This is a genomic window from Tahibacter amnicola (assembly GCF_025398735.1).
In the GTDB taxonomy this organism is placed as follows: domain Bacteria; phylum Pseudomonadota; class Gammaproteobacteria; order Xanthomonadales; family Rhodanobacteraceae; genus Tahibacter; species Tahibacter amnicola.
Genome location: NZ_CP104694.1, coordinates 386,694 through 409,362, shown reverse-complemented (window position 1 = coordinate 409,362; position 22,669 = coordinate 386,694). Strand labels below are relative to the sequence as shown.

Sequence of the window (22,669 nt, the reverse complement as noted above, 5' to 3'; positions counted from 1 at the left end):
CGGGTGTGTGCCGGGCGCCAGGCCGCCACTATTCGGCCAGCGGCAGTGCGTGCGTGCGTTTGACCGTGCGCAGCACGAAGCTGGAATTGACGTCGGCGACGCCGGATTCGTTCAGCAGGCGATCGAGCAGGAAGCGGGAGAAATGGTCGAGGTCCTCGACCACGACGTGGAGCAGGTAGTCCATGTCGCCGGTCAGCGCATGGCAGGCGACGACCTCGCGGGAATCCTGCACGCGCTGCACGAAGTGGGCGATCGACGGCGCGTCGTGCCGGGCCAGCTGGACGCGCACGAAGGCCTGCAGCCCCAGCCCGACGGCGGCCGGGTCGACCTGCGCCGCGTAGCCGGTGATCACGCGCGACTCCTCCAGCCGCTGGACGCGCCGCAGGCAGGCCGAGGCGGAGAGATTCACCTGTTCGGCCAGGTCTGCGTTGGTAATGCGGCCGGCCTCCTGCAGGACCTCCAGGATGCGGCGATCGGTACGATCGAGCGTGCTTTCGGACATCGTTGCGCAAAACGAGTTATGGAAGACCGATTATTGCGCAGAAAGCGCGGACCTGCGCAACAACGCAAGCCTATTGCGCCCGCGGCGGCCTAAACTGAGCGCAGCACGCAGGGCGCAACGCCCCCAAGGAATCGTGATGGATACTCCCAGCCGCGTCGAACACCAGATGACTGACAAGGGCTACGTGCCCGTGTACACCACGGCCGTCATCGAACAGCCCTGGTCGACCTATACGGAAACCGACCACGCGACCTGGGCCACGCTGTTCCAGCGCCAGCGCGAACTGCTGGTCGGCCGCGCGGCGAAGGAGTTCGTCGAGAACCAGGAGCGCTTCGGCATGTCGGCCGATCGCATTCCCAGGTTCGACGAGCTGAACCGGGTGCTCCGGCAGGCGACCGGCTGGGAGCTAATCGGTGTCGAGGGGCTGCTTCCGGAACTGACCTTCTTTGAACACCTGGCCAACCGGCGCTTTCCGGTGACCTGGTGGATCCGTCGTCCGGAGCAGCTGGATTACCTGGCCGAGCCGGACCTCTTCCATGACCTCTTCGGCCACGTGCCGCTGCTGCTCAACCCGGTCTTCGCAGACTACATGCAGGCCTACGGCTGCGGCGGGGTGAAGGCGGCCGGTATCGGCCCGGAAGCGCTGGTCAATCTCACGCGTCTGTACTGGTACACGGTGGAATTCGGCCTGATCCGCACCTCCGAAGGACTGCGCATCTACGGCGCCGGTATCGTCAGTTCCAAGGGGGAGTCGATCTACAGCCTGGAATCGCCGGCGCCCAACCGGATCGGCTTTGACCTGGAACGCGTCATGCGCACGCGCTACCGGATCGATACCTACCAGAAGACCTATTTCGTCATCGACAGCTATGAACAGCTGATGGACGCCACGCGGCCGGATTTCACCCCGATCTACGCCCGTTTGCGCGAAGCACCGTCGTTCCCGGCGGGCGACGTGCTGGCGACCGATTCCGTATTCCAGCGTGGTACCGGCGAGGGTTGGTTGGCGGACGGCGACGTCTGACCGCTCTGCGCGCAACCGGCACGGTGCGCGCCTCGCACATGGTCTACTACGCCGGATAGATCCCGCGGAGTCCACCGTGAAGCCGTTGCGCACGACCATCGCTGAGTTGATCCAGCCGCTGAACCTTGCCGCCTACGCCACCTGGGCGGCCGTGTTGATGGCGCTGCTGGAGGAGGTGGAGCCTGGCGCCGCGGCACCGCCGTCGCTGGTCGGACTGATGGTGGCGTTCCTCGTGGCGTTCGTGACGCCGCACTTCTTACCCGCCGGGGCGGCAATGCGCCGGGCCGAGTACGCCTGTTTTGCCGCGCAGTCCATCCTGGCCCTTGCCGTGATCGCGCTGTCGCGCAGCACCACGGCACCGGTGCTCGTCGTGATCGTGATGGGGCAGTGGGCCATGATCCTGCCGGGGCTGGCTCTGTGCCTGGTCGGACTGGTGCTCAACGCCGGCGTGATGGCCGTGTTCCTGCTCAACTGGAGCGGCACCAAGCCGTGGCTGGTCGGCACCATCTATGGCGGCTTCCAGCTCTTCGCCATCCTCACCGCGGTCTACGCGCGACGCGCCGAGGCGAATGCCGAGCGGCTCACCCAGGTCAACGCCCAGCTGCTGGCAACGCGCTCGCTACTGGAGGAAAGTGCCCGCGGACAGGAACGCGTGCGCCTGGCGCGTGAGCTGCACGATGTCGCCGGGCACAAGCTCACGGCGCTCAAACTCAACCTCGCCCTGCTCGAACGCGACCCGAACGTGGACACGGCCGCGACGTTGCGAACCGCCACCCAGCTGGCCGGCGAGCTCCTGGACGATCTGCGCGGCGTGGTCGCACAGATGCGCCAGCACGACGGCATGGATCTTCGCGGAGCAATCGAACAGCTGGCTGCGCCCATTCCCCGCCCGCGCATCGTGCTCGATCTCGCCGATGACGCCCGCGTCCGTCACGTGCACCAGGCCGAGGCGCTGGTGCGGGCGGCGCAGGAAGGGCTGACCAATGCCGTGCGCCACGCCCAGGCGAGCGAGGTGCGCGTGGGACTGCACCTGGACGGAAACCACATCGTGCTGACCGTGCGCGACAACGGCCGGGGTGGCGAGATTCGCGAAGGCAATGGTCTCAAGGGCATGCGCGAGCGGATCAGCCTGCTCGGCGGCACCGTGCGGGTGGGACCGGCCGAGGGCGGCGGCCACGCCCTGGAAGTGCGGATTCCGGTCAGTACGGATACGGCCTGAATGCTGTCCATTCCGCTTGGCGCTGGCGCCGGGGGATCGCATGCGCCACGCCGGCAACGGCGCTGACCAGTACCAGAACCGGCGCCGCGTGCGGCCAGATCGCGTCCAGCCCGGCGAGGGCGTGGATGACGGCGAGCACCAGCACGACGACGCCAGCCGGCATGAGATGCCGTGCCCAGCGCGCACTGGACCAGGGCTGCAAGGAACGTCCGCGCCGCCACACCACGGGTGCGATCAACGGAAAGGGAGCGCCGATCACTGCCGCGACGGGAAACCACATCGCCAGTGGACTGCCCAGTACGACCAGTTCCAGCGCGGCGAAACCCAGGGCCAGCGCGAAGGCGGCGTCCCATCGGCGGGCGTGACCGGGTACCGCACTGCTCCACACCGCTGCGCAGGCGAAGGCAGCCAGGGCCAGGCACGACAGGATGAGGAGAAGGGCGGCACTCATGCCTGGAATTGTTGCCGGCCGCTGTTACAGCCCGGCGACAACCGGCTCGCCCGCTCTAGGCGCCGCGGTGCTTGCCCTGCCAGGGGCGGTAGAACTCCCGGATACGGGCGATGTCCGCCGCGGCGTCGTCGGTGAGCTCGAACACCGGTCCGAGCCCGACGGTCTTTTCCGGATAGTGGAAATAGATCGTCCACACCGGCACGCCTGCGTCATGTGCAATGTGCCAGAATCCCGATTTCCACTTTCTTACGGACTGGCGCGTACCTTCCGGCGCGATACCCAGCCACAGCCGCTCGCGCGTCTGGAAGCGCTCGACCATCTGTTCCACCACGCCGTGCGAGGTGCTGCGCTCGATCGGAATACCGCCCAGCCGACGCAGCAGCCATCCCAGCGGACCCCAGAAGAGCTCACGCTTGGCCATGAACGAGGCGTCCAGGCCTACGGCGACCTTGAACATCAGCCCCAGGACGCCGTCCCACCACGACGAATGGGGTGCCGCGATAAAAACCACTTTGGGAATATTGGGAAATTCACCCACCAGACGCCAGCCAAACCGCGCCAGCAGCCAGGCGATGAAGCGACGGAACGGAGTTTGTGGCGACTGCGGAACAGCAGGAGGCGGAAGCGGCAGGTGGCCGGGGTTCATTCGTCTTTCCAGGATTTGGATCGACCGCGTTTGTGCTCCGAGCGGGCCTTCTTTTCCTTGATCCGGCGTTCCTGCGAGGCGCGGGTCGGCTTGGTGGCGATGCGCTTCTTCGGCACGAACAGGGCGGCACGGATGATGTCGGCCAGGCGGGCCCGCGCATCGTCGCGGTTCTTGGCCTGGTCGCGGAACCGATTGGCCTCGATCACCAGCACGCCTTCGGTGGTGAGGCGACGATCGCGCCGTGCCAGCAGGCGTGCACGCACCGGCTCGGGCAGGGCGCGCGAATTCACCACGTCGAAGCGCAGCTCTACCGCACTGGCGACCTTGTTGACGTTCTGGCCGCCGGGACCGGAGGAGCGCACGAAACTCTCCTGCAGTTCCTCGTCGGGAATCTGGATCTGGGCGTTTACTTCGAGCATGGTCAGTCGCGGAAATTTTCGTACTGCAGCGGCATTTCGATGTCGCTCTTGCGCAGGAAGGCGATCGCCAGCTGCAGGTCGTCGCGTTTCTTGCCGGTGACACGCAACTGGTCGCCCTGGATCTGCGCCTGCACTTTCAGGCCCGAATCCTTGATCATCTTGACGATCTTCTTGGCCAGCGTCTGATCGATGCCCTGCTTGAGGGTGATCTTCTGGCGCGCGGCGGCGAGGTTGGTTTCCGGCTCGTCGATCTCGGCGCAGCGGATGTCGATCCCGCGCGCGACCAGGCGCTGCATCAGGATTTCCTGCATCTGCTTGAGGCGGAATTCCGCGTCGGCCTTGAGCGTGACGATGAGTTCGGCCAGTTCGAACGTCGCGTTCGCGCCCTTGAAATCAAAGCGCTTGTCGAGTTCGCGATTGGCCTGGTCGACGGCGTTGGTGACCTCGTGCCGGTCGAGCTTGGAGACGATATCGAAGGAAGGCATGCGGTCGATTCTATCCGTGCGGGTCGGTTTTGGGGGCGGCCCCTGCAATCGCCGACTGCCAGCCGAAGGTGTCGAGGATGCGGTTCCAGCTGGCATCCAGTGGTGCGCTGACGGCCACGCGCTGGCCGCTGACCGGGTGGGTGAATCCCACGCGCCAGGCGTGCAGCAGCAGCCGATGCATGGCCCAGTGGATGCGAAACAGGCGGTTGTGGTCACCGCGGCCGTGCGTGGTGTCGCCGACCAGATGATGGGAGATGTGCGCGAAATGGCGGCGAATCTGCTGGTAACGACCGGTCTGCGGTTGCACTTCCAGCAGCGAATAGCGTTGCTGCGGATACCGGCCCATCGGAATGGGCAGCTCTACGCGTGCCAGCCGGCGCCAATGCGTCACCGCCGGTTTGGGCGCGCCCTTGAGGCTGGAGCCGGTGAGCGGGTGATCGATCGTGCCGGTTTCGTCAGGCCAGCCGCGCACAACGGCGAGGTAGGCCTTCTCGACCGAGCGGTCCATCAGCTGCCGGCCGATCTCGGTGGCAACCGCGGTACTTCGCGCCACGACCAGCGCGCCGCTGGTGGCGCGGTCGAGCCGGTGCGCCAGGTACAGCGACCCACCAACCTGCCGCCGCAGCCGGTCGATCAGGTAATCGTCGTCATCGCCCACCAGGTTGCTGCGATGCGCCGCCAACGCCGGGGGTTTGTTGACCACGAGCAGGTCGTCATCGCAGTAGAGCAGGGGCAACCCGGCCGCCGTGGCGTCCGGTGGAGAGGCGTCAGTGGACTGCACGGCGCATCAGCTCATGGAAACCGCCCATTCTAGCGGACGCCGGTTCGGCCCGCCGCGGCGTCTCATGGAACGCCGGGAAAACTCTCGACGTAGCGGATGGTGAAATCCGGGAAGCTGTCGACGAACTGGATGCGGTAGTCGGGAAAGCTCTCGACGATCTGCCATTTCCCCGGGCCGTCGGGAAAGGACTCGACCACCTTCACATGCAAGTCGGCAAACGCGTCGACGACCTTCACCGTGTAATCGGGAAACGAAGTGACGAACTGGATCCGACCGTGAATTGCCGCGATATCGGCCGGTTTTTCAGCAGTGACGATGGTGCTGCACGCCAGCGTCGCCAACGCGACCGCGACCCAGCGGATATGTCTACTTGTGCTTGTTGCCATGGCCTTTTCCGTGATCCTTGTCCTTGCCGTGCGGATGGCCGGACGGCGGGCCTTTGCCGGAGTGGCCTTGGGACTTCTTCGGTTTTGCCGGTTCGCCTTCCGCGGCAGACGCTGTGCGACGGGACGAGGGCGGCCACTGCTTCGCACCGTTCTTGAGAGCGTGGAACTGGGCTGACCCCGGTTTGATGCCCATCTCTTTTGCGATCACGCCCCAGCCACGTCCGCGATTCCGGTCGAAGTGCGTGCGGACGGTTTCGATCGGCTGGCCGCTGACCTGGGCCGTCTGCGCGATCATCCACACGTCGGCCGGTGGATAGCGTTCTTCGATGACCAGCGTTTCGATGTAGTAACGGGGCGCTCCGGTCTGGATGCAGACCTGGTCGATATAGCCATCAAGATGGCCATCCGCATAGACGTTTATATCGCCAAGATGCGCGTCGAGCCACGCATCGCCGGTGTCAGGATTGAACCCGAAGGCATAGCTGTCGGCCGCTGCGGTGTGCGCGGCGAACAGCCCGGCCAGGACAAGAGCAAGAATTCCGCTGCGACGCATGATCGTTCTCCCTGGGGGCCCAGGCCAGGTATCGCCCCGGTGTGCTGAATATCGGTTGAAGCCTGGTTGAGAACGCTAGTACATCCGCGCCGCGCAAACCGGGCACCCGCCCACATCCTTCACGACGCCAGGTGGGCCTGGAGTTCCTTGTGCAGGAAAGCACGCGCGGCGCGCGTGTCGCGCTTGACGGTGGGCTCGGAGACACCCAGGAGGTCGGCGATCTCCTTCACCGGCAATCCCGCGAAGAACCGCAATTCGACGATGCTCACCAGGCGCTCGTCGAGCTGGGCGAGTTTCTCCAGCGCCTTGTCCATGCCGACCAGTTCCTCGGCCTGCGCGTCGATGGCGATGGGCTGGTTGTCCAGGGCATCCAGCGCGACGTGTTCCGCGCCCGCGCCGCGGCGGTCCGCGAGCCGGCTGCGGGCATAGTCGATCACTACCTGGCGCATGGCCTTGGCGGCAGTGGCGAAAAAGTGCTTGCGGTTCTCGAAGTGCCCCGCATCGCCGTCGAACAGCTTCAGGTAGGTTTCGTTGACCAGTGCGCGCGTGTTGAGCGTCTCGCCGCGCCGGTGGCGTGCCAGTTCCGCGCGCGCAATGTGGACCAGATCCTCGTACACCAGGCTCAGCGCCTGCTGGCGCTGCTCCGGTCCGGCGTTCATTGCCGCGATTCGCGCCGTGACGTCATGGTTGTCCATTGCTTCCCCCGCAAAGCGACCGTGCCTGCCCGAAGGCGCACCCGAACCGCTGTCGCCGTTCCGGTGCCCGTCTAGCGTAACGCCGGCGGGGGTACAAAGCGCACAGGGCGAAACCCCCAGAGCGGCCGCGGCCGACGCGGACGCGAATCAGGAGCGCCGGTTGGCGACCCAGAAGCAGACACTGCCGCCGATGGCCGCCAGCCACGCTGTTATCGGCACGCCCGCGACGCGCGCCGCCTGGGCATCCAGCGCGTACAGCAGCACCGCGGAGAGAATCAGGGTGGCGCCCAGGGCCAGCGGAACGATCTGCGCGCGACCGGCGCGCGCATCGACATGCAGATTTTTCAGGTCTTCCGAGTGCACCCGCATCTCGATGCCGCCGCTGCCGGCTTTCTTGAGGTAGTCGTGGAGCAGGTGCGGCATGTCCGGTGCGGCCGCCAGCCATTCGGGCACGCGCTGGCGCAACGTACGCAGGATCGCGCGCGGGCCCGTGCGCTCGCGCCAGACGTGCTCGAGCACGGGCTTTGCGACCGCCCAGATGTCGATCGTCGGATCGAGCTGGCGCCCGATGCCTTCGATGTTCAGCAGTGTCTTCTGCAGCAGGATCAACTGCGGTTGCAGGATCAGCTCGTAGCGCCGGGCCGTCTGGAACAGTTTCACGACGACCTCGGCCAGCGAGATCTCGCTCAAGGGGCGCGTGAAATAGGGCTCGCACACGGCGCGCGTGGCCGCTTCCAGCTCATCCAGCCGCGCGGTGGAGGGAATCCATCCGGCCTGCACGTGCAGGCGTGCGATCTTCGCGTAGTCCTGGTTGAACAGGGCAATGAAGTTCTCGGCGAGCCAGTACTGGTCGGCTTCGGGCAGCGAGCCCATGATGCCGAAATCCAGCGCGATGAAGCGCGGTTCGTCGGGGCGCGAGGGATCGACCCAGATATTTCCCGCATGCGCATCGGCGTGGAAGAAGTTGTCGCGGAAGACCTGCGTATAGAAGATCTGCACGCCCTTCTGTGCCAGGCGCGAGCGATCGATGCCGGCCGCATCCAGTGCCGCGACATCGTCGACGGGGATGCCGCGCACGCGCTCCATGGTCAGCACCTGGGCCTTGGTGTGCGACCAGAACACCTCGGGAACGTAGAGGTCCTGCGAGTCCTTGAAATTGCGCCGCAGGAGGCTGGCGTTGGCGCCCTCGCGCTGCAGATCCAGTTCGTTGATCAGGGTCGATTCGATTTCCGCCACGACTTCGCGGGGACGGATCTTGTCGGCATTCGGATGGAATCGCTCGGCCAGCCGCGCAAAATCGCGCAGCAGAGCGAGGTCACGCGCGATGCGGTCGCCGACGCCGGGGCGCAGCACCTTTACCACGACCTCGCGGCCGTCCTTGAGCGCGGCGGCGTGCACCTGGGCAATCGATGCGGATGCCAGCGGCGTTTCGGCGAAATGAGCGTACAGCTGGCCAACCGGCGCGCCCAGCGCGCGTTCGACGGCCTCGCGCGCGACCTCGCCGGAGAAGGGGGGACCTGGTCCTGCAGCAGGCTCAACTCGTCGGCAATGTCGGCCGCCAGCAGGTCGCGGCGGGTGGAGAGAATCTGCCCGAACTTGACGAAGATCGGCCCCAGCTCCGCCAGCGCCAGCCGCAGGCGTGCCCCGCGCGACAGCGCATGAAGCTGCGCCGGCGGCCGCCCGAACAGGGGGCGGATCCACTTGAGCGGACGGAACAGGTGAGTGGCTTCGACCAGTTCGTCCAGACGGTAACGCAGCAGGACGCGTGCGATGCCGACCAGGCGCGGCACGCTGGTCAGCGGCGTCATGCGCGGGGTACCCGCGCGGCGGCAAGCCGGTTCAGACGGGCTTCGAGGCGCTCACCCCGTTCGCGCAGCCGATCCACCGCGTCCAGGAATTCATCCATTTCACCCGGCGCGACCAGATCCCGGGATTCCTCGCGCAGGTATTCGGCGGTGTCCTGCACCAGGCGTTCGCCGCGTTCGCGGGCGTAGCGCAGGGCATTGGAAAATCCGGTCGCGAGCGGAACACCGAGCACGTCGCCGAAGGTGCGCGTGAATGCCTCCTCGATATCGGGTCGATAGCGCGAAGCGATCTGTTCGAGCCGGCGCGCGAGGTCGGCATCGCCGGCGATCTCCACCGTGCCCGGCGCGACGCCGGCTTCGCCGCTGCCGCGGCGCAACGCCATTGCCAGCAGGCTTCCCGGCGAGGTCAGCACGCGCAGCGCGCTGTCGCCGCCGGCGGCCGGTCCAATCCGTAGCTCGGTGCCTTGCACGCACACGCGCAGGGCCAGGGGCGTTCCGCGGAACTCGACGGTGACGGCGCGGCCGTCCAGCGCATCCAGGCGAGTGAGGGTTTCGCTGTCCAGGCGCACGACACGGTTGAGCACGCGTTCGAGCAGCTGGCCCAGCACGCTGAGCACGGGATTGGGGGTATGAGAGGCATTCATGACCCGTCGATTCTAGCAGGCGCGGATGGATCGCCCGGGGCGTGCGACGACGGGTCGCCGGGCTGCGCCGGCGCCACTGCGCGGCCGTGGCGATCGAGCAGACGTTGCGCATGGGTCACGATGGCTTCGCGCAACGCATCCGGCGACTGCACGTGGAAGCCGAAGGACAGGCGGGCGAGCTGGCAGGCGAACCAGTCCAGGTCGTCGGTGCGCGTGCGCAGCAGCACTCCCGCTTCGACGGCTTCAAACACGCCGATGTTGCCGAAGAACTCGCGCTGGGCGCCCGCCAGATCGGTCTCCAGCAGCACCTCCACGGCGATGGCGCGTGGCAGCGAGGCGATGCTCAGTGCCAGGTATGCCGCCGCGTCGAAGCCCGCGGGCCGGCCGAAGCTGACCGGGCGCGGCCGTACCTCCAGCACACGGTCGAGCCGGAAGGAGCGCAAGCCGTGGCGCAGGTGGCAATAGCCCACGGCATACCAGCGCCCGCTGCGCCAGGTGAGACCGTAGGGATCGAAATCCCGTGCCGTGGTATCGCCGGCGGAGGAACAATAGTGCAACTCCACGCGCCGCTGCAGTTGCGCAGAACTGCTCAACTGCAACAACGCAGCATTGTTTCCGCCCACCGGATCGCCGCCGCGGATGTCGAGCGTGACGGTCTCGTCGATCGCCCGCACCCGGGCGCGCAGGGCGGGCGGCATGACGCGTTCGAGCTTGGCCTGCGCGCTGGCCGCTGCCGGTGCCGCATCGGCCAGGCCGAGTCCGCGCGCGGCCAGGAGCCCCACCGCGACCGCCAGCACCTCATCGTCGGTGAACATCAGCGGCGGCAGCTTGAAGCCGGCCACCAGCGAATAGGCGCCGTAGCGACCACGCTCGGCGGTGACCGGGATGCCGATGTCTTCCAGGGTGCGGATGTAGCGGCGCAGGGTGCGGACGTCCACGCCCATGCGGCGCGCCAACTCGCTGCCAGGCAGGCGGCCATGCGCCTGCAGCAGCTCCAGTACCGCCAATACACGGGATGCGGGATGGCTCATGCGGTACAGCATACGCATCATCAGGGCGGAAGGCGCCCTGATTGATCGCTAGGGTGTGCGCCGAACCCGGGCGGCCCTGCAGTGGCTCCGCCGGGACGGCGTGCCGCGGACCTCGGCCCGCGGCGTGGCCGCACGCATCCTGTACCTGCGCTGGAGATACCCCATGCAACACCTGATGCACCTGTGGCTGTTCTTCCTGGTGGTGTTCGCCGTGATCGTGCTGCCCGGCATGGACATGGCCTATGTGATGGCCAGCGGTCTGGTCGGCGGCCGGCGCCATGGCCTGCTGGCGGTCGCGGGCATCGTGATCGGTGGCGTGATTCACGTCGCGGCGGCGGCGCTGGGCGTGGGCCTGCTGCTCAAACTGGTGCCAGGGGTGTTCAATGCGGTGCTGCTGGCTGGCGCGACCTACATGGCCTGGATCGGCCTGTCGCTGTTGCGCAGCCGGGGGGACCGGCGTTCCAGGCACCTGCCGACATCGTTTCCGGTGCGACCACGTTCCGGCGCGGCCTGGTGACCTGCCTGCTCAATCCCAAGGCCTACCTGTTCATGTTCGCGATCTTTCCGCAGTTCGTCTCGCCCGACTACGGGCCGGTCTGGCTGCAGTGCGTGGCGATGGGCGCGATCATTGCGGTCACCCAGGTCGGCGTGTACGGACCGCTGGCCTGGGGCGCTGCGGGCTCGCGTCGCTGGCTGGCGGCGCGACCCGCCGCGGCGCTGGGCTTGATGCGCGGCGCCGGGATGGTGCTGGTCGTGGCGGCGGCATGGACCGGCTTCGCCGGCTGGCGCGGCTAGACGAGCCGACGCCCGCTAGCCCTTGCGCTGGCTCATGCGCGCTCGCGCCAGGTGCTCGGAAACCCGCGCCAGTCCTTCATTGGTGCTCACCCGCGGTGCGTAGCCGAGGTCACGCCGCGCACTGGCGATGTTGAACCAGTGTGCGCTGGCCAGCTGCTCGACGATGAAGCGCGTCAGCGGCGGCTCGGACCGCAGGCGCAGGAGCTTCCAGATCCGCTCCAGATTGCGTCCGAGAAAGCGCGCGAAATCCAGGGAAATGCGCCGCGATTCCGCGGGCAGCCCGGCGGCCTTGAGCAGGCTGTTGACCATGGCCTCCGTCGTGATCGGCTCACCCTGGGTAATGAAATAGACCTTGCCCGCGATCGGCGAGCCGGGTTCCAGGCGCTGCAGCGCCAGCACGTGGGCCTCGGCCGCATTGTCGACATACACGGTGTCGATCTTCTTCGGCGTATCGCCGATGAAGCGAAGGCGGCCCTTCTTGACCCGGTCGAGGATGCGCGGCAGGAGGTGCGGGTCGCCCGGTCCCCAGATCAGGTGCGGCCGCAGCGCGACGGTGGCCAGGGCGGGGGAATTGGCGGCCAGCACGCGCTGCTCGGCCATCGCCTTGGTCTGCGGATAGTGGGCCAGGAAGTGGGTGGCGTAGGGAACGGACTCATTCACCCCGTTCAGGTCCGGCCCGTTGTGCACGACGCTCGGGCTGGACGTATAGACAAGCTTGTTGACGCGGTGGATCTCGCAGGCGGCGAGAATGTTGTCCGTGCCGCGCACATTGATCTCGTAGTACTCGACCAGCGGACCCCACGCGCCGGCCTTGGCGGCCGTGTGGATGACCGCGTCGCAGCCCTCGACGGCGCGGCTGACCGTGTCGAGTTCGCGCAGGTCACCCACGCACTGTTCCACGCCGAGGGCATCCAGCTCGGGATACGAATGCCGGTTGAGCGCGCGTACCGAATGCCCGCCCGCGACCAGCTGCTTGCAGATGGCCTTGCCCAGGAATCCGCCGCCGCCGGTAACCAAAACCTTCATCGCTATTGCCTCGAGCCTGGGTAAATAGATCGCGATCATAGCGGTGCCGGCGCCTGTCTGGCACCGCGTGCGAGCCCGCCCGCCGCACCAATGGGCGGTGCCTAACGCAGCCAGGCCGGTCCGGCTGACAGACGGCGCCAAAGACATTGCTATCGGTACAACTATCTGCCCAAAAAGTGTGACATAAACGACTGAACGACAACGTTATTGGAACTACGTAGATCATCGTAAAAAGCAACAATAGCAAGGATAATGCCGAATATCGACAAATTCTTGAAATGCCATTTTTTTTAGGCCACACTCGCAGCGCGTCCAACAGGCGGAATCGGTATGGCAGACAGCAGCGTTGGCAGTGGCCCGACAGCTGCGCTCGACCTTCAGGCGGGCGCGGTGCTCGGCTATGCCGCACTCGCGCGCCTGCCGCAGCTCCTGGCGCGGATCGTCTCCGCCGCGCAGCCCGACGATACGGACCTCCTTGCGCCCGTGTCCGCGCTGCGCGACGAGACCGCGCAGGCGCTGTCGCACGCCCCCGCCCTGTCCGGCCACCTGCGCGCGCTGGCGCCGGCGCGCTGCATCGAACTGATGCGCGCCATCGCCCGAAGCGATGCCACCTTCTTCCAACAACTGGCTTCCACGCTGGACCGCCACGCCCCGCCGGCGCCGGACCAGGACGAAGCCCTCGTCCGCGCGCAGCGCCTCGGGCAGATCTTCGCGCCCGACCGGCTGGAGCGAATCACTCGGATCATGGGGAGTTACCGCGATGTCTGACCTGCTGACGCGTCGCCGACTGGCCGCGCTCGCCGTCGTCGGTGTGAGCGCCGTTGCCGCCGCCGGCCCGGCGGTCGCCTTCGACAACATTCTGACGATGAAGAAGAGCGAGCTGATCTCCGGCGAAATTTCCGTCGTGGCCGACGAGATCCGCAGCCAGGGCGAGGACTGCAATCGCGCCGCGCCCAACACCATCGGCGGCGCCGTCAAGGGAGCGATGACCCTGCACGTGAAGATCGCCATGAAAGGGCCGGACGTGGAACCCCTGTTCCAGGCCGACTGCGTGGCCAGCCTGCGCCAGCTGTGGGATATCTCCGGTGCGATCGGTGCCCTGGGAAGCCTGACCTGGGCCGCGGTGCGGCAGGCGATCATGCAGGCGATCCAGAGCTACGTGCAGGGCAAGGTCTGCCAGGCGGTCAATCAGGTCGCCGGCATGATCAACAACGCCGTGGACGATGTGAACAACGAGCTGCAGAACCTCGGCGCCGAGTTCGACTACCTCAACGGCATGTCCACGGGACTGGCCCGGCAGAACCTGTTCGACTATTCGTCGATGACCAGCGAAGTGGCGGCCGACCAGCCGATCCGCTACACCGTGAAGACCAATCCCTTCGTCGCCGATGCGATCAAGTTCGACAACGCGGCGCCGCCCGTGCAATGGGTGATCCCGCCGCCGCCGGTGCCGCCGGTGGTCAATGGCAAGCTGGTGCACCCCGCCCAGCCGGCGCAGGGTGCTCCGGCGCAGCAAGCGCCGGCCAAGCCGAAGGATGACGGCCTGATGGGCCGCATGAGCCGGATCTTCGAGCAATGAGACGGCGCCGCTGGCCCGCGCAGCTGTTCGTGTTCGTCGCCGTCGTGCTGACGACGACGACGGCGCACGCCAGCTGGCAGTCGATCCTGGCCATGATCCGCAATCTCATGTCCGAGGCGGCGGCCTGGGCCGGCAGCGCGATGCAGACGGCCATTTCGGCCAAGCAGAAGACCGACATCTTCGTGAACTCGCAGCAGATGCTGGCGAACTCGATCAAGGCGCTGGACGGCTACGAACGCACGCTGCGCGCGGCGCTGGACTTCCATCCGACGGTCGGCCAGCCGGCCTCGGTCAAGTGCACCTCGCAGATGGAGCACACCTTCATCGTCGAAAGCCAGGCACAGGCCGAAATCGACGCGTCACGGCTGCTGGCCACCTTCTCCACCACCCGCGTGGGCTCGGCGATGGAGGGCGAGGCACAGATCTGGTCCATGCACCGCCAGGTGTACTGCTCGCTCGACGAGGCGGAACAGGGGCTGTGCACGCTCTCGCCCAACGGCATGCAGTCCTGGGACGTCGACTATGCCGGTGCATTCTCCGGACCGACCCTCGCGCCGGAAGGCGAGCTGGCCGCCTACGCCTACGCCAGCATGCTGGCCGACCAGCGCGCCGACGCCATCATCGACTGCATGACACCCGATTGCGCCGCCGCTTCGTTGCAGCAGCTGGGCGCGACCGCGCAGGCCTCCATGGCGGCGGCGTCCATCGTGTCACAGGCGACCGAGCGGCGCGTCCCCGTACTGACAGGAAACCAATGACCATGCGTACGCGGAAAATGCCTCTGCGCCGCCGACTCCTGGCTGCCTTCGCGCTGTCCGTCTCCAGCACCGCGGTGTTCGCCTACATGTGCGGCGGCGCGGCCGAGGGCTGGACGATCACGCAGATCGAGATGCTTACGGCCAACGTCGAGACGCAGCTGACGACCTTCACCACCACCTTCGTCAACCAGATGCGGCTCAAGTTTGACGACGTGGTATCTGCCGTCGGTGGCGCCACCGCGCAGGAATCGATCGCGACCAAGCAAGTCGTCGATGCGGTGGCCAACTCCGAGCAGACCCTGGCCAGCGCGATCAAGGCGCTGCAGGAGGCCGACGAGGTCCAGAAGAACGTGCTGGATTTCCATCCGGTCACCGGCCAGGGCTTTGATCCCTGCGGCACCTCGCTCAAGAACAAGACGATGGACATGGCATTCGGCCGCGTCCACGACCGGGCCAAGGCCACCGTCGGCAGCAACGACATGGCACCGGGGCGTCTGGTGGCGTCGACGGCCGAGGCGATGCAGAACCGACTCAAGGAGCACCGGCGCCTGTTCTGTACCAAGGCGGAAGCCGATGCGGGATTGTGCACATTGAGCGAATTGCCCGGCGGCGACACCAATGCCGCCCTGCTGTTCGAGGGGGCAAAACCCGATTCGCTGGCGGCCAAGGCGCGCGAAGCCTATATCCAGCACGTCCTGGGCGAACCGGACGGCGCACTGCCGCAGGCGGCCGGCAACACGCCCGCCGGCCAGAGCTTCCTGATCGACAAGAACCGCAAGAGCGCCCTGCTGTCAGTGCCGGCCTACAGCCTGGCGCGCATCGCCGCTGCGAACACGCGCGATGCGACGATGAGCGACAAGTCGCCCAATGAAGTGCTGCGCCTGCGCATCAACCAGTACTTCGGCGGCAAGGAGGCCGAAGCCTGGTCGGGCCAGCTGGCGCGCATGGCAGACCGCGGCCTGGTGCTGGAAGCGACCAAGGTGGCGGGCCTGGAGACGTGGCTGCGCTACCAGCAGTACCAGCAGAACCAGCGCATGGAGGCCAATCTCGCCGCGCTGCTGGTGGCAGCCAGTGCCGGCCTTGACGAAACCACCCAGGCTGCCGCGCAGCGCGCCCAGCGCGAGGCCCTCTCCCGGAAGGTGCAATAAGCCATGCGCAGCGCAGCATTCGTTATTGCCGGACTGGCGCTGGCGGGCCAGCTTTCCACGGCCAGTGCCGCCTACTGCCCACCCTACATCGTGCCGCCGGTGCAGGCGGCGTTCACCGCTTCGCAGACTACGATCACCGCCTCGATCCAGGCGATGGACGCGGCGTTCCAGGCCTCGCTGGAATGGAACAGCTCGCGCCTGATCAGTGCGATCGCCGTGCTGGCCAGCCAGAAGGCGGTCGGCGCCAACCAGATGGTCCAGGCCGTGGCCAATGCCACGCAGAGTACCGCCTCGGCGATCAAGGGCCTTCAGGGATACGCCCGCACCAAGCAGGCCCGCCTGGAATACAGCGACTGGTTCGGCCAGGGCTTCCGGCCCTGCAAGGTGCAGCCCGAGCGCATGATGATCACCAACCGTGACTCGGCCCTGGCCGAGGAACGCCGGCTGCGCGTGCAATCGGAAGTGATGGCCGCTCCGGGCCGTTACGGCGATCGGCTCCAGGCGCAGCAGCAGTTGATCCGCGACCATGCGGATTTCTGCACGCCCGACGAAGTGGCGTCCGGCCTGTGCGCCCGCGTGGGTGAATTTCCCGGCGCAGACCTCACCGTGGCAACGCTGTTCGAGCCGACCATGGAAGAGGAAACGCTGTACAAGGCAAAAGTGAACTTCGTGAACAATGTCGTCGGATTGCCGGACCAGCCGCTTCCGGCGGGCGCCGAGAAGCAGGTTTCCAGTGATGCCTACGCGCTGGCCAAGGCGCAGAAGGATGCGATCCTCTCGCCCGCGCTGGCCAGTTTCAAGGAAATCCAGCTCGACAACTCCGGCGTACGCACCTCGCACGGCGGCGCCAGCACGCCGCTGAGCGTGCAGTTCGAGGCGCAGGTCAAGCGCTACGCCGGTGATTCGCAGGAGTACGACAACTGGGTCCGCGTGCTGGGCGCGCAGAAGCAGCGCGGCGTGCTGATCGAACTGCTCAAGGTGAAGGCGCTGGACCTGGCCATCCAGGAACGCCAGTACCGCCAGTACGAGCGCATGGAAGCCCAGCTGGCCGCCCTGGTCGCGCTGGAGGCGCGTCGCAGCGGCGCCGACGTGCGTGCCGCCCAGGCCGCCGAGGCGGCGCGGCGGCAGAACATGAGCCGGAGCATCCAGTGATCATTCGTGCCGCAATCGCCCTGGCCGGTCTTCTCGTGGTGTTCGACGCCGCGGCGCAGACCTGCATGGTTTCGCCCACCGCCGCCGAGATCGTCAGCGGCCGCTACGGCAAGCAGCGCGACGGCGGCGCGGGCAACCACGGTTCGGCCAACACACGGCCACATATGCACCGTGGCCTGGATTTCAGCACCAACAACGCCTCGCAGCCGCTCAAGGCGACGACGGACGGTGTGATCACCCGCATCGGGACCAGTTCGTCCGCCGGCAACCTGATTCTGATCAAACGCGCCAATAACGATATTGTTGCGTATTTCCATCTGCAGAGTTTTGCGCCTGGGCTGCGCGAAGGCAGCCAGGTGCGCGCCGGCGACGTGCTCGGTCTTTCCGGCAACACGCCCGTCGGGCCGCGTATGGCCAAGCATCTGCATTTCGAATACGGCACGTCGCGCCCCGAAGACGCCCGCGTGCGGCAGTTCTCCTCGCGCGCCCAGCTCGGCCCCTTCAATCCGGCCCAGCTGCGTTCCAATCTGAGCGCCAAGCCGGGTTTCGGCTGGAATACGGATCCGGCACCGTACTTCTGCCAGACCTTTCCGATCCGCGACGGCCACCCGGAGCACGTGGCGATCCTGGGCGCCGACACCAAGGCGCAGCACGCGATCCTGTTCGGCGGCACGCCGCCGCCGGGCGGCACGTCCAGCAACGATGCGGAACCGGCACAGGTGGCGTCGGCCAACGCGGATGCGCGTATTGCGGGCAACGCCGGCACCACGCCGGAAAAATTCCTGCAGGACGGCGAAGGCTTCGGTACGCCCCCGAGCCCCCCGTTCGGTCTTTATGAGACGATGTCGGCCAACGAGATGCTCAGTTCCGAGGCGACGCGACGGTTTTCCGGCGACAGCTGGAACCAGGACCTGACCCAGCTTTCCGAGCGCGCGCTGTGGGTGGATTTCGTGCGTTCGATCGGCGTTTCGAATGCGCTGGCGCATGCAATCTACAAACGCCGTGAACGCGTCGAGGCATTATTGGCGACCTATACCGCGCAGCGGCTCGAGGCATATCGTCGTCGCGCACAGGTTTCGAACGAGCTGGCACGGCGGCAGGCGATCGGCAATGTCATCCAATAAATCCTCTTCATCCCCGACAGACCCGGTAGCGGCCGCGCCGGGCGTGTCCACCAGCGCGCGGCCCGTGCCGGGCACCGATCCCAGCGTCGACGCGGCGTTGATGGCCGTTGTCGCCGACCTGATGAAGCCGGCCGCGGCACGGCCGGTGGTCGCGCCAGTGGCGCCGGTGACCGTTGCGCATCCGATCGCGACCCCGCCGCCGGTGGCGAAAGATCACCAGCATGCTGATCCTGCGGCGCCCCCGGTGCCGCGCATCTCGACCCCGCCGCCCGTCGCGCCAGTTGCCCCGCCCCCTTCAGACGTGGTCACCCGCGCCGAATTCGAAGAACTGATGGCCGCCGTGTCGGCCGTCCTGCGAGGGGCCCAGCTCGGGCCCGCCGAACTGTCCTCGCCGCTGCTCCAGCGCATGGCCGATCTGGGCCGGAATCCGGCTGACGGCCGCGCGTCCGCTGCGGAGCCGTCGTCCGGGGCTGCGCCCGGCATCGCGCCGGCCGGGGCCGTGCGCGCCGTCGGCGCAATCACCTCCGATGCGTTTGCCCAGCTGCGCGGCGCCACCGTGCTGCCGCGCCTGGGGATGTACCGCGTCAGCCAGGTGGAGAAACACGTTCACGCCTATGGCGATGCCCAGGCCCGGCTCTGGCTGGCGAGCACGACCCTGCAGTCGCTGCGCCACGAGATCGAGGAACGCGCCCGCACCAGTGGCCTGAGCATTGTCGACATCGTGGCCAAGACGGCGCCCGGCGGCGAATTGGCGCAGCTGGGTGAGCGCTTCGCCCAGGCGGTGGTGCAGTCTCCCGAAGCCCAGACCTGCAAGCGCGCGATGGACAAGGCGCTGGATTCGTTTGCGCGCCAGTACGGCGTCGCACAGGAAGAACAGCTCAATCCGGACGCCGTCGGGCCGGCCTACGACGCCATGGGTGCGCGCCTGACCCAGGCGCGCGACCTGATGCAGGAACGCACGGCCGGCGTGCCCGCATTTGCCAAGCCGATCGGTGGTCTTGAGGCTCCCCACGGCGAACGCTTCAACGAAGCGATGGAGCGTATCATCGAGCGCGTCAGGGAAATGGCGGCGCAAATCGGTGCCATGTTCCGCAACGGTCGAAACGTGGCCGAGAACGAAATGCCGTCGCCCTGATGATCGTGGCGAAATCGGTCGGGCTCGTTCCCGGGGCCCGCCGCGGCTTTCACGGAGGCGCCGATGACGATTGCACAGTTCCTGCGTTCGCGCGGATTCAGCGCAGCGACGCAGGCCGCGTTCGGACTGGCCATGCTGGGGGCGTTATGGCTCTGGGCGCTGCCCTGGGTCCTCGCCGACACGGCGGCCACTCCGCTGGAATGGGTGCTGCTGTACGCAGGCTGGGCCTACATCGTGCTGGCGCCGGCGTTGATCCAGTTCGCCGGATTTCTGCTGGTGCGCGCGGTCTGGTTGCGACCCGGCGAGCTGGACGGTGATGCCCGCCTGGCACGGGTGGGGGTCGGGTTCCTGGCCATGTGCGGCGGCCTGGCCATGATCCTGGCGGCGCTGCGGGCGCTCGAGGCGCCGTCCATTGTGTAGTAATAGCAAAAATGGCAATGTGAACGATGTATGTTGCGATGCAAAATGCGCTCAGCCGACCCTGACCGCGCCGGGCGGGGCTCTGCGATGATGCGGCCGTGTCTGCCTGGTGGAGGCGTTGTCGCCGGCCACGACCGCGACAACCGCGCGAGGAACGGATGATTCACAGCAACACGCACGCGCAACTGGGCCGGCTGATCCATGGCGTTGCCGACCAGGCGATCCGGGACGGCCGGCGGCTGACCTACGACGGCGGCATGTTGACCGCCGAGGATGTCGTCGACATCGTCCTGCCGTCGCTGCTGTGCCTGGCCGATGACCTGGCGCGCCGGCTCGGATTCGGCGCCATCGGGTACCGCTTCGAGTGGGCCGATGAACCCAGCCCGGTGTTTCCGTTGCGTGCGGTCCAGGTGCAGGCACGGGCGTTCGTCGAGGTCGCGCCGTTCGTGTTGGAGACATTCGAGCGTTATCTCGAGGACGGTCATTACGACGTGACGCACCTGTTTGCGGCCGCCGCGCGGACGCTCCGGCCGGATTTCGATCCGGCCGGCATCACATTCGCGGACGCCCCGGCGGGGATCAGCGGCGGCAGGCGGGCGGGCGACGCGGAGGGCTGATCCGGCGGCGTGAACCGGTCGGTCAATGCCGGTATCCTCGCCGCCGCGCGGCGGTCCACGGGGCCGGCGGGCGCACTGGAATCGGGTAACAAGGAGCCGTGATTCAACGCGTATCGTCCCAGCTAGGCGATGCGTGCAGGGGCTGGCGCCAGGATGGCGCATCGGTCGGTTGGCCGCATGCGGTGAAAGGTCCCTGGAATACGTATTGAGACAGCAGCCATTCGGAGAGCGCATGACCAAGACCACCCGCTACGTCGCCGGCAGCTACCTGGAGGTCGATGACCTGTCCGGGGGGCGCAAGCTGGTCCTGGTCGGCAAGGACGGCGTGACCTACTGGGATGCTATGGATATCGAGCGGGTCACGCCGGTGGCGATTCATCCCGCACTGCATCCCGTGCCGCGGGGAAACCTGCGCGAATGGGTCGAGCAGACGGGCCTGCAGCGCGCGCTGGCGGATCTGATCGCCCACTGTCGCGCCCAGCTGGATCCGCGCATCGAAACCGATCCGTTGTTCGTCGGACGCGCGCTATGGTTCCTGGCGCAGGCCGCCGGCCAGGCCGGTCCCGGGTTCGTCGCCGATACGGCGGTGCTGGAATGGGCGATCGGGCAGGCGCAGGCCCAGGCGGGCAACGCCCTACACGTGCACGAACGGGTCGCGTCCTTCATGGCGGCGCACGGCTGACCGGCGCCGTCCCTTCTGAAACGCTGCGTCGCGCCTGGCAGCGCTCTCGCAGCGGCGCCCGTGCGCGGTCAGTCGTGAACGCAGGCCACGATGACGTCCTCGCCCATCTGGGTGAGATGCAGGGTGCCGAATTTCTCGATCGGCTTGCGGTATTCACCCACGGTGTTCTTGTCGACGCCGGCGATGCGCGCGACATCGGCCACGTGCGTGCGGTCCAGCTGGGCGAGGTAGGTCACGGCTGACAGGCCGGCATCGCTGATCTCTTCCTGGACGGCCAGGCGCCGCGACGGAAAGCCGAACACGTCGACCGGTCGCGGCACGCTGTATTCGCCTTCGCCGGCTTCCGGATGAGTCTGGATCATTGCCTTGCCGCCGGCGTGGCCGATCGCGGCCTCGAAATCTTCCCGGCGCGCCTTCTTGCGCTCACAACTGACAAACGTGGCGAGGACGGTTTCCGGCGCCGGCGGCGGCGTTGCGCCCGAGCTGGCGGCAGCAATCAGGAAGGTGGCGGTGAGGATCATTCGGCGGAGTCCATGGCAGGGTCGAGCGCGTCCGGCGCGGAGACCAGGCCCCGGCCGACGGCGACGTTGTCGTCAATCTGGCGCTCGGCCTGGAGGATCGACGCTTCGGGGAACAGCGCGGCGATCACCGGCGGCGATGCCGAGGCGGCAAGGTCGGCCGGGCCCACGCCCAGGCGCGTAAAGCGACGGACGATGACGCGGCCCAGCTGTGGTTCACCGCTGGAACCAAAAGCCAGGTAATCGACCGTGTGCGAGGTGCCGCTCAGGCCGACGCAATCGTTGGAGCCCACCATGCCGGCGCACCACTCGGTGGTCTCGCTGAACAGGCGCGGGTCGAATCCGTCGCGAATCACGTACCGGCCGACCGCAGCGGGCAGCTGGTAGTCGATGAAGTAGGTGTAGAGATAGACCCCGTTGCTGGGCTCGATGCTGGCCACCCGGACCGTCAGGCAGGGGCCGGCCGCCGGCACGCGCGGGCACTGGCGCGCCGGCGCCGGTTCGAAGGTATCGGCGAACAGGCCGGCATAGGCGCCGATGCGGCGGCCGGTGGCGTCCACCGCGTAGCAGGCGAGGGTGCCCGTGCCGCTGCCGTTGACGCCGGACAGCTTGGTGTCGGGACCGCTGCCGGTCATGCTGCGCAGATCGTTCGGTACCAGGGGCAGGGTATTGAGGCGCTGGTCGCCGAAGAAGAACCGCGCCGTACTGGTGGCCGGATCCACGTGCTGAACCGCCAGGCCCGTCGTATTGGGCGTCGGGCTGTTCACCCACCAGGCGGTGTTGGCACACAGCAGAAACCCCTGGGACACGGTGGCGCGAACGACGCCCGCGCGATAGCTGAAACCCGAGAGAGTGATCGCCTTTTCGTCACCGAACGTGGTGGTGATGGCCGCCGAGGCCAGCGGAAACAGGGCGAACGCCAGCGCAATCGCTCTTGAGGACATGGAAAGCCACCGGACGCAGCGCCAAAAATTGGCAACGACAAAAATTTACCACATCGCCCGGTTTTTCCATACGAAAGCATGGTTGGCAGGCGCGCAGCCTGTTGATTTAACGAACGATCCTCAAATTGGA

The 22,669-nt window shown here is 67.1% G+C and carries 28 protein-coding genes and 1 pseudogene; 14 read left to right on the top strand and 15 right to left on the bottom strand.

Features of this window, described 5'->3' with window-relative positions; translation table 11 throughout:
• Positions 1-28: 28 nt before the first annotated feature.
• Positions 29-502, bottom strand: a complete 474-nt coding sequence (locus N4264_RS01695; RefSeq protein ID WP_261695352.1) for an Lrp/AsnC family transcriptional regulator — start codon at positions 500-502, stop codon at positions 29-31.
• Between the two features lie 136 nt (positions 503-638).
• Between N4264_RS01695 and phhA the strand changes: the two genes are divergently transcribed.
• Complete coding sequence (phhA, locus tag N4264_RS01690; RefSeq protein WP_261695351.1) at positions 639-1,526, top strand: phenylalanine 4-monooxygenase; 888 nt, start codon at positions 639-641, stop codon at positions 1,524-1,526.
• A gap of 76 nt (positions 1,527-1,602) precedes the next feature.
• The gene (locus N4264_RS01685) at positions 1,603-2,745 is read left to right on the top strand and encodes a sensor histidine kinase (protein WP_261695350.1); all 1,143 of its coding nucleotides are present in this window, start codon (positions 1,603-1,605) and stop codon (positions 2,743-2,745) included.
• Here the strand turns inward: N4264_RS01685 and N4264_RS01680 are convergent.
• The 11 genes and pseudogenes from N4264_RS01680 to N4264_RS01630 form a co-directional block, all read right to left on the bottom strand.
• On the bottom strand, positions 2,726-3,196 hold the full coding sequence (locus N4264_RS01680; RefSeq protein ID WP_261695349.1) for a hypothetical protein: 471 nt from the start codon (positions 3,194-3,196) through the stop codon (positions 2,726-2,728). The genes N4264_RS01685 and N4264_RS01680 overlap by 20 nt on opposite strands.
• A gap of 55 nt (positions 3,197-3,251) precedes the next feature.
• Complete coding sequence (locus N4264_RS01675) at positions 3,252-3,842, bottom strand: lysophospholipid acyltransferase family protein (RefSeq protein ID WP_261695348.1); 591 nt, start codon at positions 3,840-3,842, stop codon at positions 3,252-3,254.
• Positions 3,839-4,261: an alternative ribosome rescue aminoacyl-tRNA hydrolase ArfB gene (gene arfB / locus N4264_RS01670; protein ID WP_261695347.1), complete on the bottom strand. Its 423-nt coding sequence runs from the start codon at positions 4,259-4,261 to the stop codon at positions 3,839-3,841. The genes N4264_RS01675 and arfB overlap by 4 nt, the downstream gene beginning before the upstream one ends.
• Positions 4,262-4,263: 2 nt before the next feature.
• On the bottom strand, positions 4,264-4,746 hold the full coding sequence (locus N4264_RS01665; protein WP_261695346.1) for a YajQ family cyclic di-GMP-binding protein: 483 nt from the start codon (positions 4,744-4,746) through the stop codon (positions 4,264-4,266).
• 10 nt (positions 4,747-4,756) lie between these two features.
• Positions 4,757-5,527 (bottom strand): pseudouridine synthase, encoded by a 771-nt coding sequence (locus N4264_RS01660; protein ID WP_261695345.1) that lies wholly within the window; start codon positions 5,525-5,527, stop codon positions 4,757-4,759.
• Positions 5,528-5,589: 62 nt separating this feature from the next.
• Complete coding sequence (locus N4264_RS01655) at positions 5,590-5,913, bottom strand: 7(1) septoil knot domain-containing protein (protein ID WP_261695344.1); 324 nt, start codon at positions 5,911-5,913, stop codon at positions 5,590-5,592.
• Positions 5,894-6,466, bottom strand: coding sequence for a hypothetical protein (locus N4264_RS01650; protein ID WP_261695343.1), 573 nt, complete (start codon positions 6,464-6,466; stop codon positions 5,894-5,896). The genes N4264_RS01655 and N4264_RS01650 overlap by 20 nt, the downstream gene beginning before the upstream one ends.
• 119 nt (positions 6,467-6,585) lie before the next feature.
• Positions 6,586-7,161 (bottom strand): ECF-type sigma factor, encoded by a 576-nt coding sequence (locus N4264_RS01645; protein ID WP_261695342.1) that lies wholly within the window; start codon positions 7,159-7,161, stop codon positions 6,586-6,588.
• 147 nt (positions 7,162-7,308) lie between these two features.
• Positions 7,309-8,960, bottom strand: a pseudogene (ubiB, locus tag N4264_RS01640) (ubiquinone biosynthesis regulatory protein kinase UbiB).
• Positions 8,961-8,965: 5 nt separating this feature from the next.
• A complete protein-coding gene (locus N4264_RS01635) occupies positions 8,966-9,610 on the bottom strand; it encodes a ubiquinone biosynthesis accessory factor UbiJ (protein ID WP_261695341.1) in 645 nt (214 codons plus the stop codon).
• Positions 9,607-10,641, bottom strand: coding sequence for a helix-turn-helix transcriptional regulator (locus N4264_RS01630; protein WP_261695340.1), 1,035 nt, complete (start codon positions 10,639-10,641; stop codon positions 9,607-9,609). Before N4264_RS01630 ends, N4264_RS01635 begins: the two co-directional genes overlap by 4 nt.
• Positions 10,642-10,804: 163 nt before the next feature.
• Here N4264_RS01630 and N4264_RS01625 point away from each other — a divergent pair, with 163 nt between their 5' ends.
• A complete protein-coding gene (locus N4264_RS01625) occupies positions 10,805-11,158 on the top strand; it encodes a LysE family translocator (RefSeq protein ID WP_261695339.1) in 354 nt (117 codons plus the stop codon).
• Positions 11,155-11,436 carry a LysE family translocator gene (locus N4264_RS01620; protein WP_261695338.1) on the top strand — a complete coding sequence of 94 codons (282 nt, stop codon included), beginning with the start codon at positions 11,155-11,157 and terminating at the stop codon, positions 11,434-11,436. Before N4264_RS01625 ends, N4264_RS01620 begins: the two co-directional genes overlap by 4 nt.
• 15 nt (positions 11,437-11,451) lie before the next feature.
• Here N4264_RS01620 and N4264_RS01615 read toward each other — a convergent pair whose 3' ends face one another.
• Positions 11,452-12,462 (bottom strand): NAD-dependent epimerase/dehydratase family protein, encoded by a 1,011-nt coding sequence (locus N4264_RS01615; RefSeq protein ID WP_261695337.1) that lies wholly within the window; start codon positions 12,460-12,462, stop codon positions 11,452-11,454.
• Between the two features lie 330 nt (positions 12,463-12,792).
• Here N4264_RS01615 and N4264_RS01610 point away from each other — a divergent pair, with 330 nt between their 5' ends.
• The 10 genes from N4264_RS01610 (at position 12,793) to N4264_RS01565 (ending at position 21,077) form a co-directional block, all read left to right on the top strand.
• Positions 12,793-13,230: a hypothetical protein gene (locus tag N4264_RS01610; RefSeq protein WP_261695336.1), complete on the top strand. Its 438-nt coding sequence runs from the start codon at positions 12,793-12,795 to the stop codon at positions 13,228-13,230.
• Positions 13,223-14,041: a hypothetical protein gene (locus tag N4264_RS01605; RefSeq protein ID WP_261695335.1), complete on the top strand. Its 819-nt coding sequence runs from the start codon at positions 13,223-13,225 to the stop codon at positions 14,039-14,041. Before N4264_RS01610 ends, N4264_RS01605 begins: the two co-directional genes overlap by 8 nt.
• The gene (locus tag N4264_RS01600) at positions 14,038-14,799 is read left to right on the top strand and encodes a hypothetical protein (RefSeq protein ID WP_261695334.1); all 762 of its coding nucleotides are present in this window, start codon (positions 14,038-14,040) and stop codon (positions 14,797-14,799) included. Before N4264_RS01605 ends, N4264_RS01600 begins: the two co-directional genes overlap by 4 nt.
• Positions 14,800-14,801: 2 nt before the next feature.
• A complete protein-coding gene (locus N4264_RS01595; protein ID WP_261695333.1) occupies positions 14,802-15,947 on the top strand; it encodes a hypothetical protein in 1,146 nt (381 codons plus the stop codon).
• Between the two features lie 3 nt (positions 15,948-15,950).
• Entirely contained in the window at positions 15,951-17,099 is a 1,149-nt protein-coding gene (locus N4264_RS01590) for a hypothetical protein (RefSeq protein WP_261695332.1), read from the top strand.
• On the top strand, positions 17,096-18,223 hold the full coding sequence (locus N4264_RS01585; protein WP_261695331.1) for a M23 family metallopeptidase: 1,128 nt from the start codon (positions 17,096-17,098) through the stop codon (positions 18,221-18,223). The genes N4264_RS01590 and N4264_RS01585 overlap by 4 nt, the downstream gene beginning before the upstream one ends.
• Positions 18,210-19,358, top strand: coding sequence for a hypothetical protein (locus N4264_RS01580; RefSeq protein WP_261695330.1), 1,149 nt, complete (start codon positions 18,210-18,212; stop codon positions 19,356-19,358). The genes N4264_RS01585 and N4264_RS01580 overlap by 14 nt, the downstream gene beginning before the upstream one ends.
• Positions 19,359-19,421: 63 nt before the next feature.
• Positions 19,422-19,778 carry a hypothetical protein gene (locus N4264_RS01575; protein WP_261695329.1) on the top strand — a complete coding sequence of 119 codons (357 nt, stop codon included), beginning with the start codon at positions 19,422-19,424 and terminating at the stop codon, positions 19,776-19,778.
• A 158-nt stretch (positions 19,779-19,936) separates the two neighbouring features.
• A complete protein-coding gene (locus tag N4264_RS01570; RefSeq protein WP_261695328.1) occupies positions 19,937-20,395 on the top strand; it encodes a hypothetical protein in 459 nt (152 codons plus the stop codon).
• Between the two features lie 232 nt (positions 20,396-20,627).
• Positions 20,628-21,077, top strand: coding sequence for a hypothetical protein (locus tag N4264_RS01565; RefSeq protein ID WP_261695327.1), 450 nt, complete (start codon positions 20,628-20,630; stop codon positions 21,075-21,077).
• Between the two features lie 68 nt (positions 21,078-21,145).
• Here N4264_RS01565 and N4264_RS01560 read toward each other — a convergent pair whose 3' ends face one another.
• Together N4264_RS01560 and N4264_RS01555 are read right to left on the bottom strand one after the other, a co-directional pair.
• Entirely contained in the window at positions 21,146-21,598 is a 453-nt protein-coding gene (locus tag N4264_RS01560) for a hypothetical protein (protein ID WP_261695326.1), read from the bottom strand.
• Positions 21,595-22,539, bottom strand: a complete 945-nt coding sequence (locus N4264_RS01555; RefSeq protein WP_261695325.1) for a hypothetical protein — start codon at positions 22,537-22,539, stop codon at positions 21,595-21,597. Before N4264_RS01555 ends, N4264_RS01560 begins: the two co-directional genes overlap by 4 nt.
• Between the last annotated feature and the right edge of the window lie 130 nt (positions 22,540-22,669).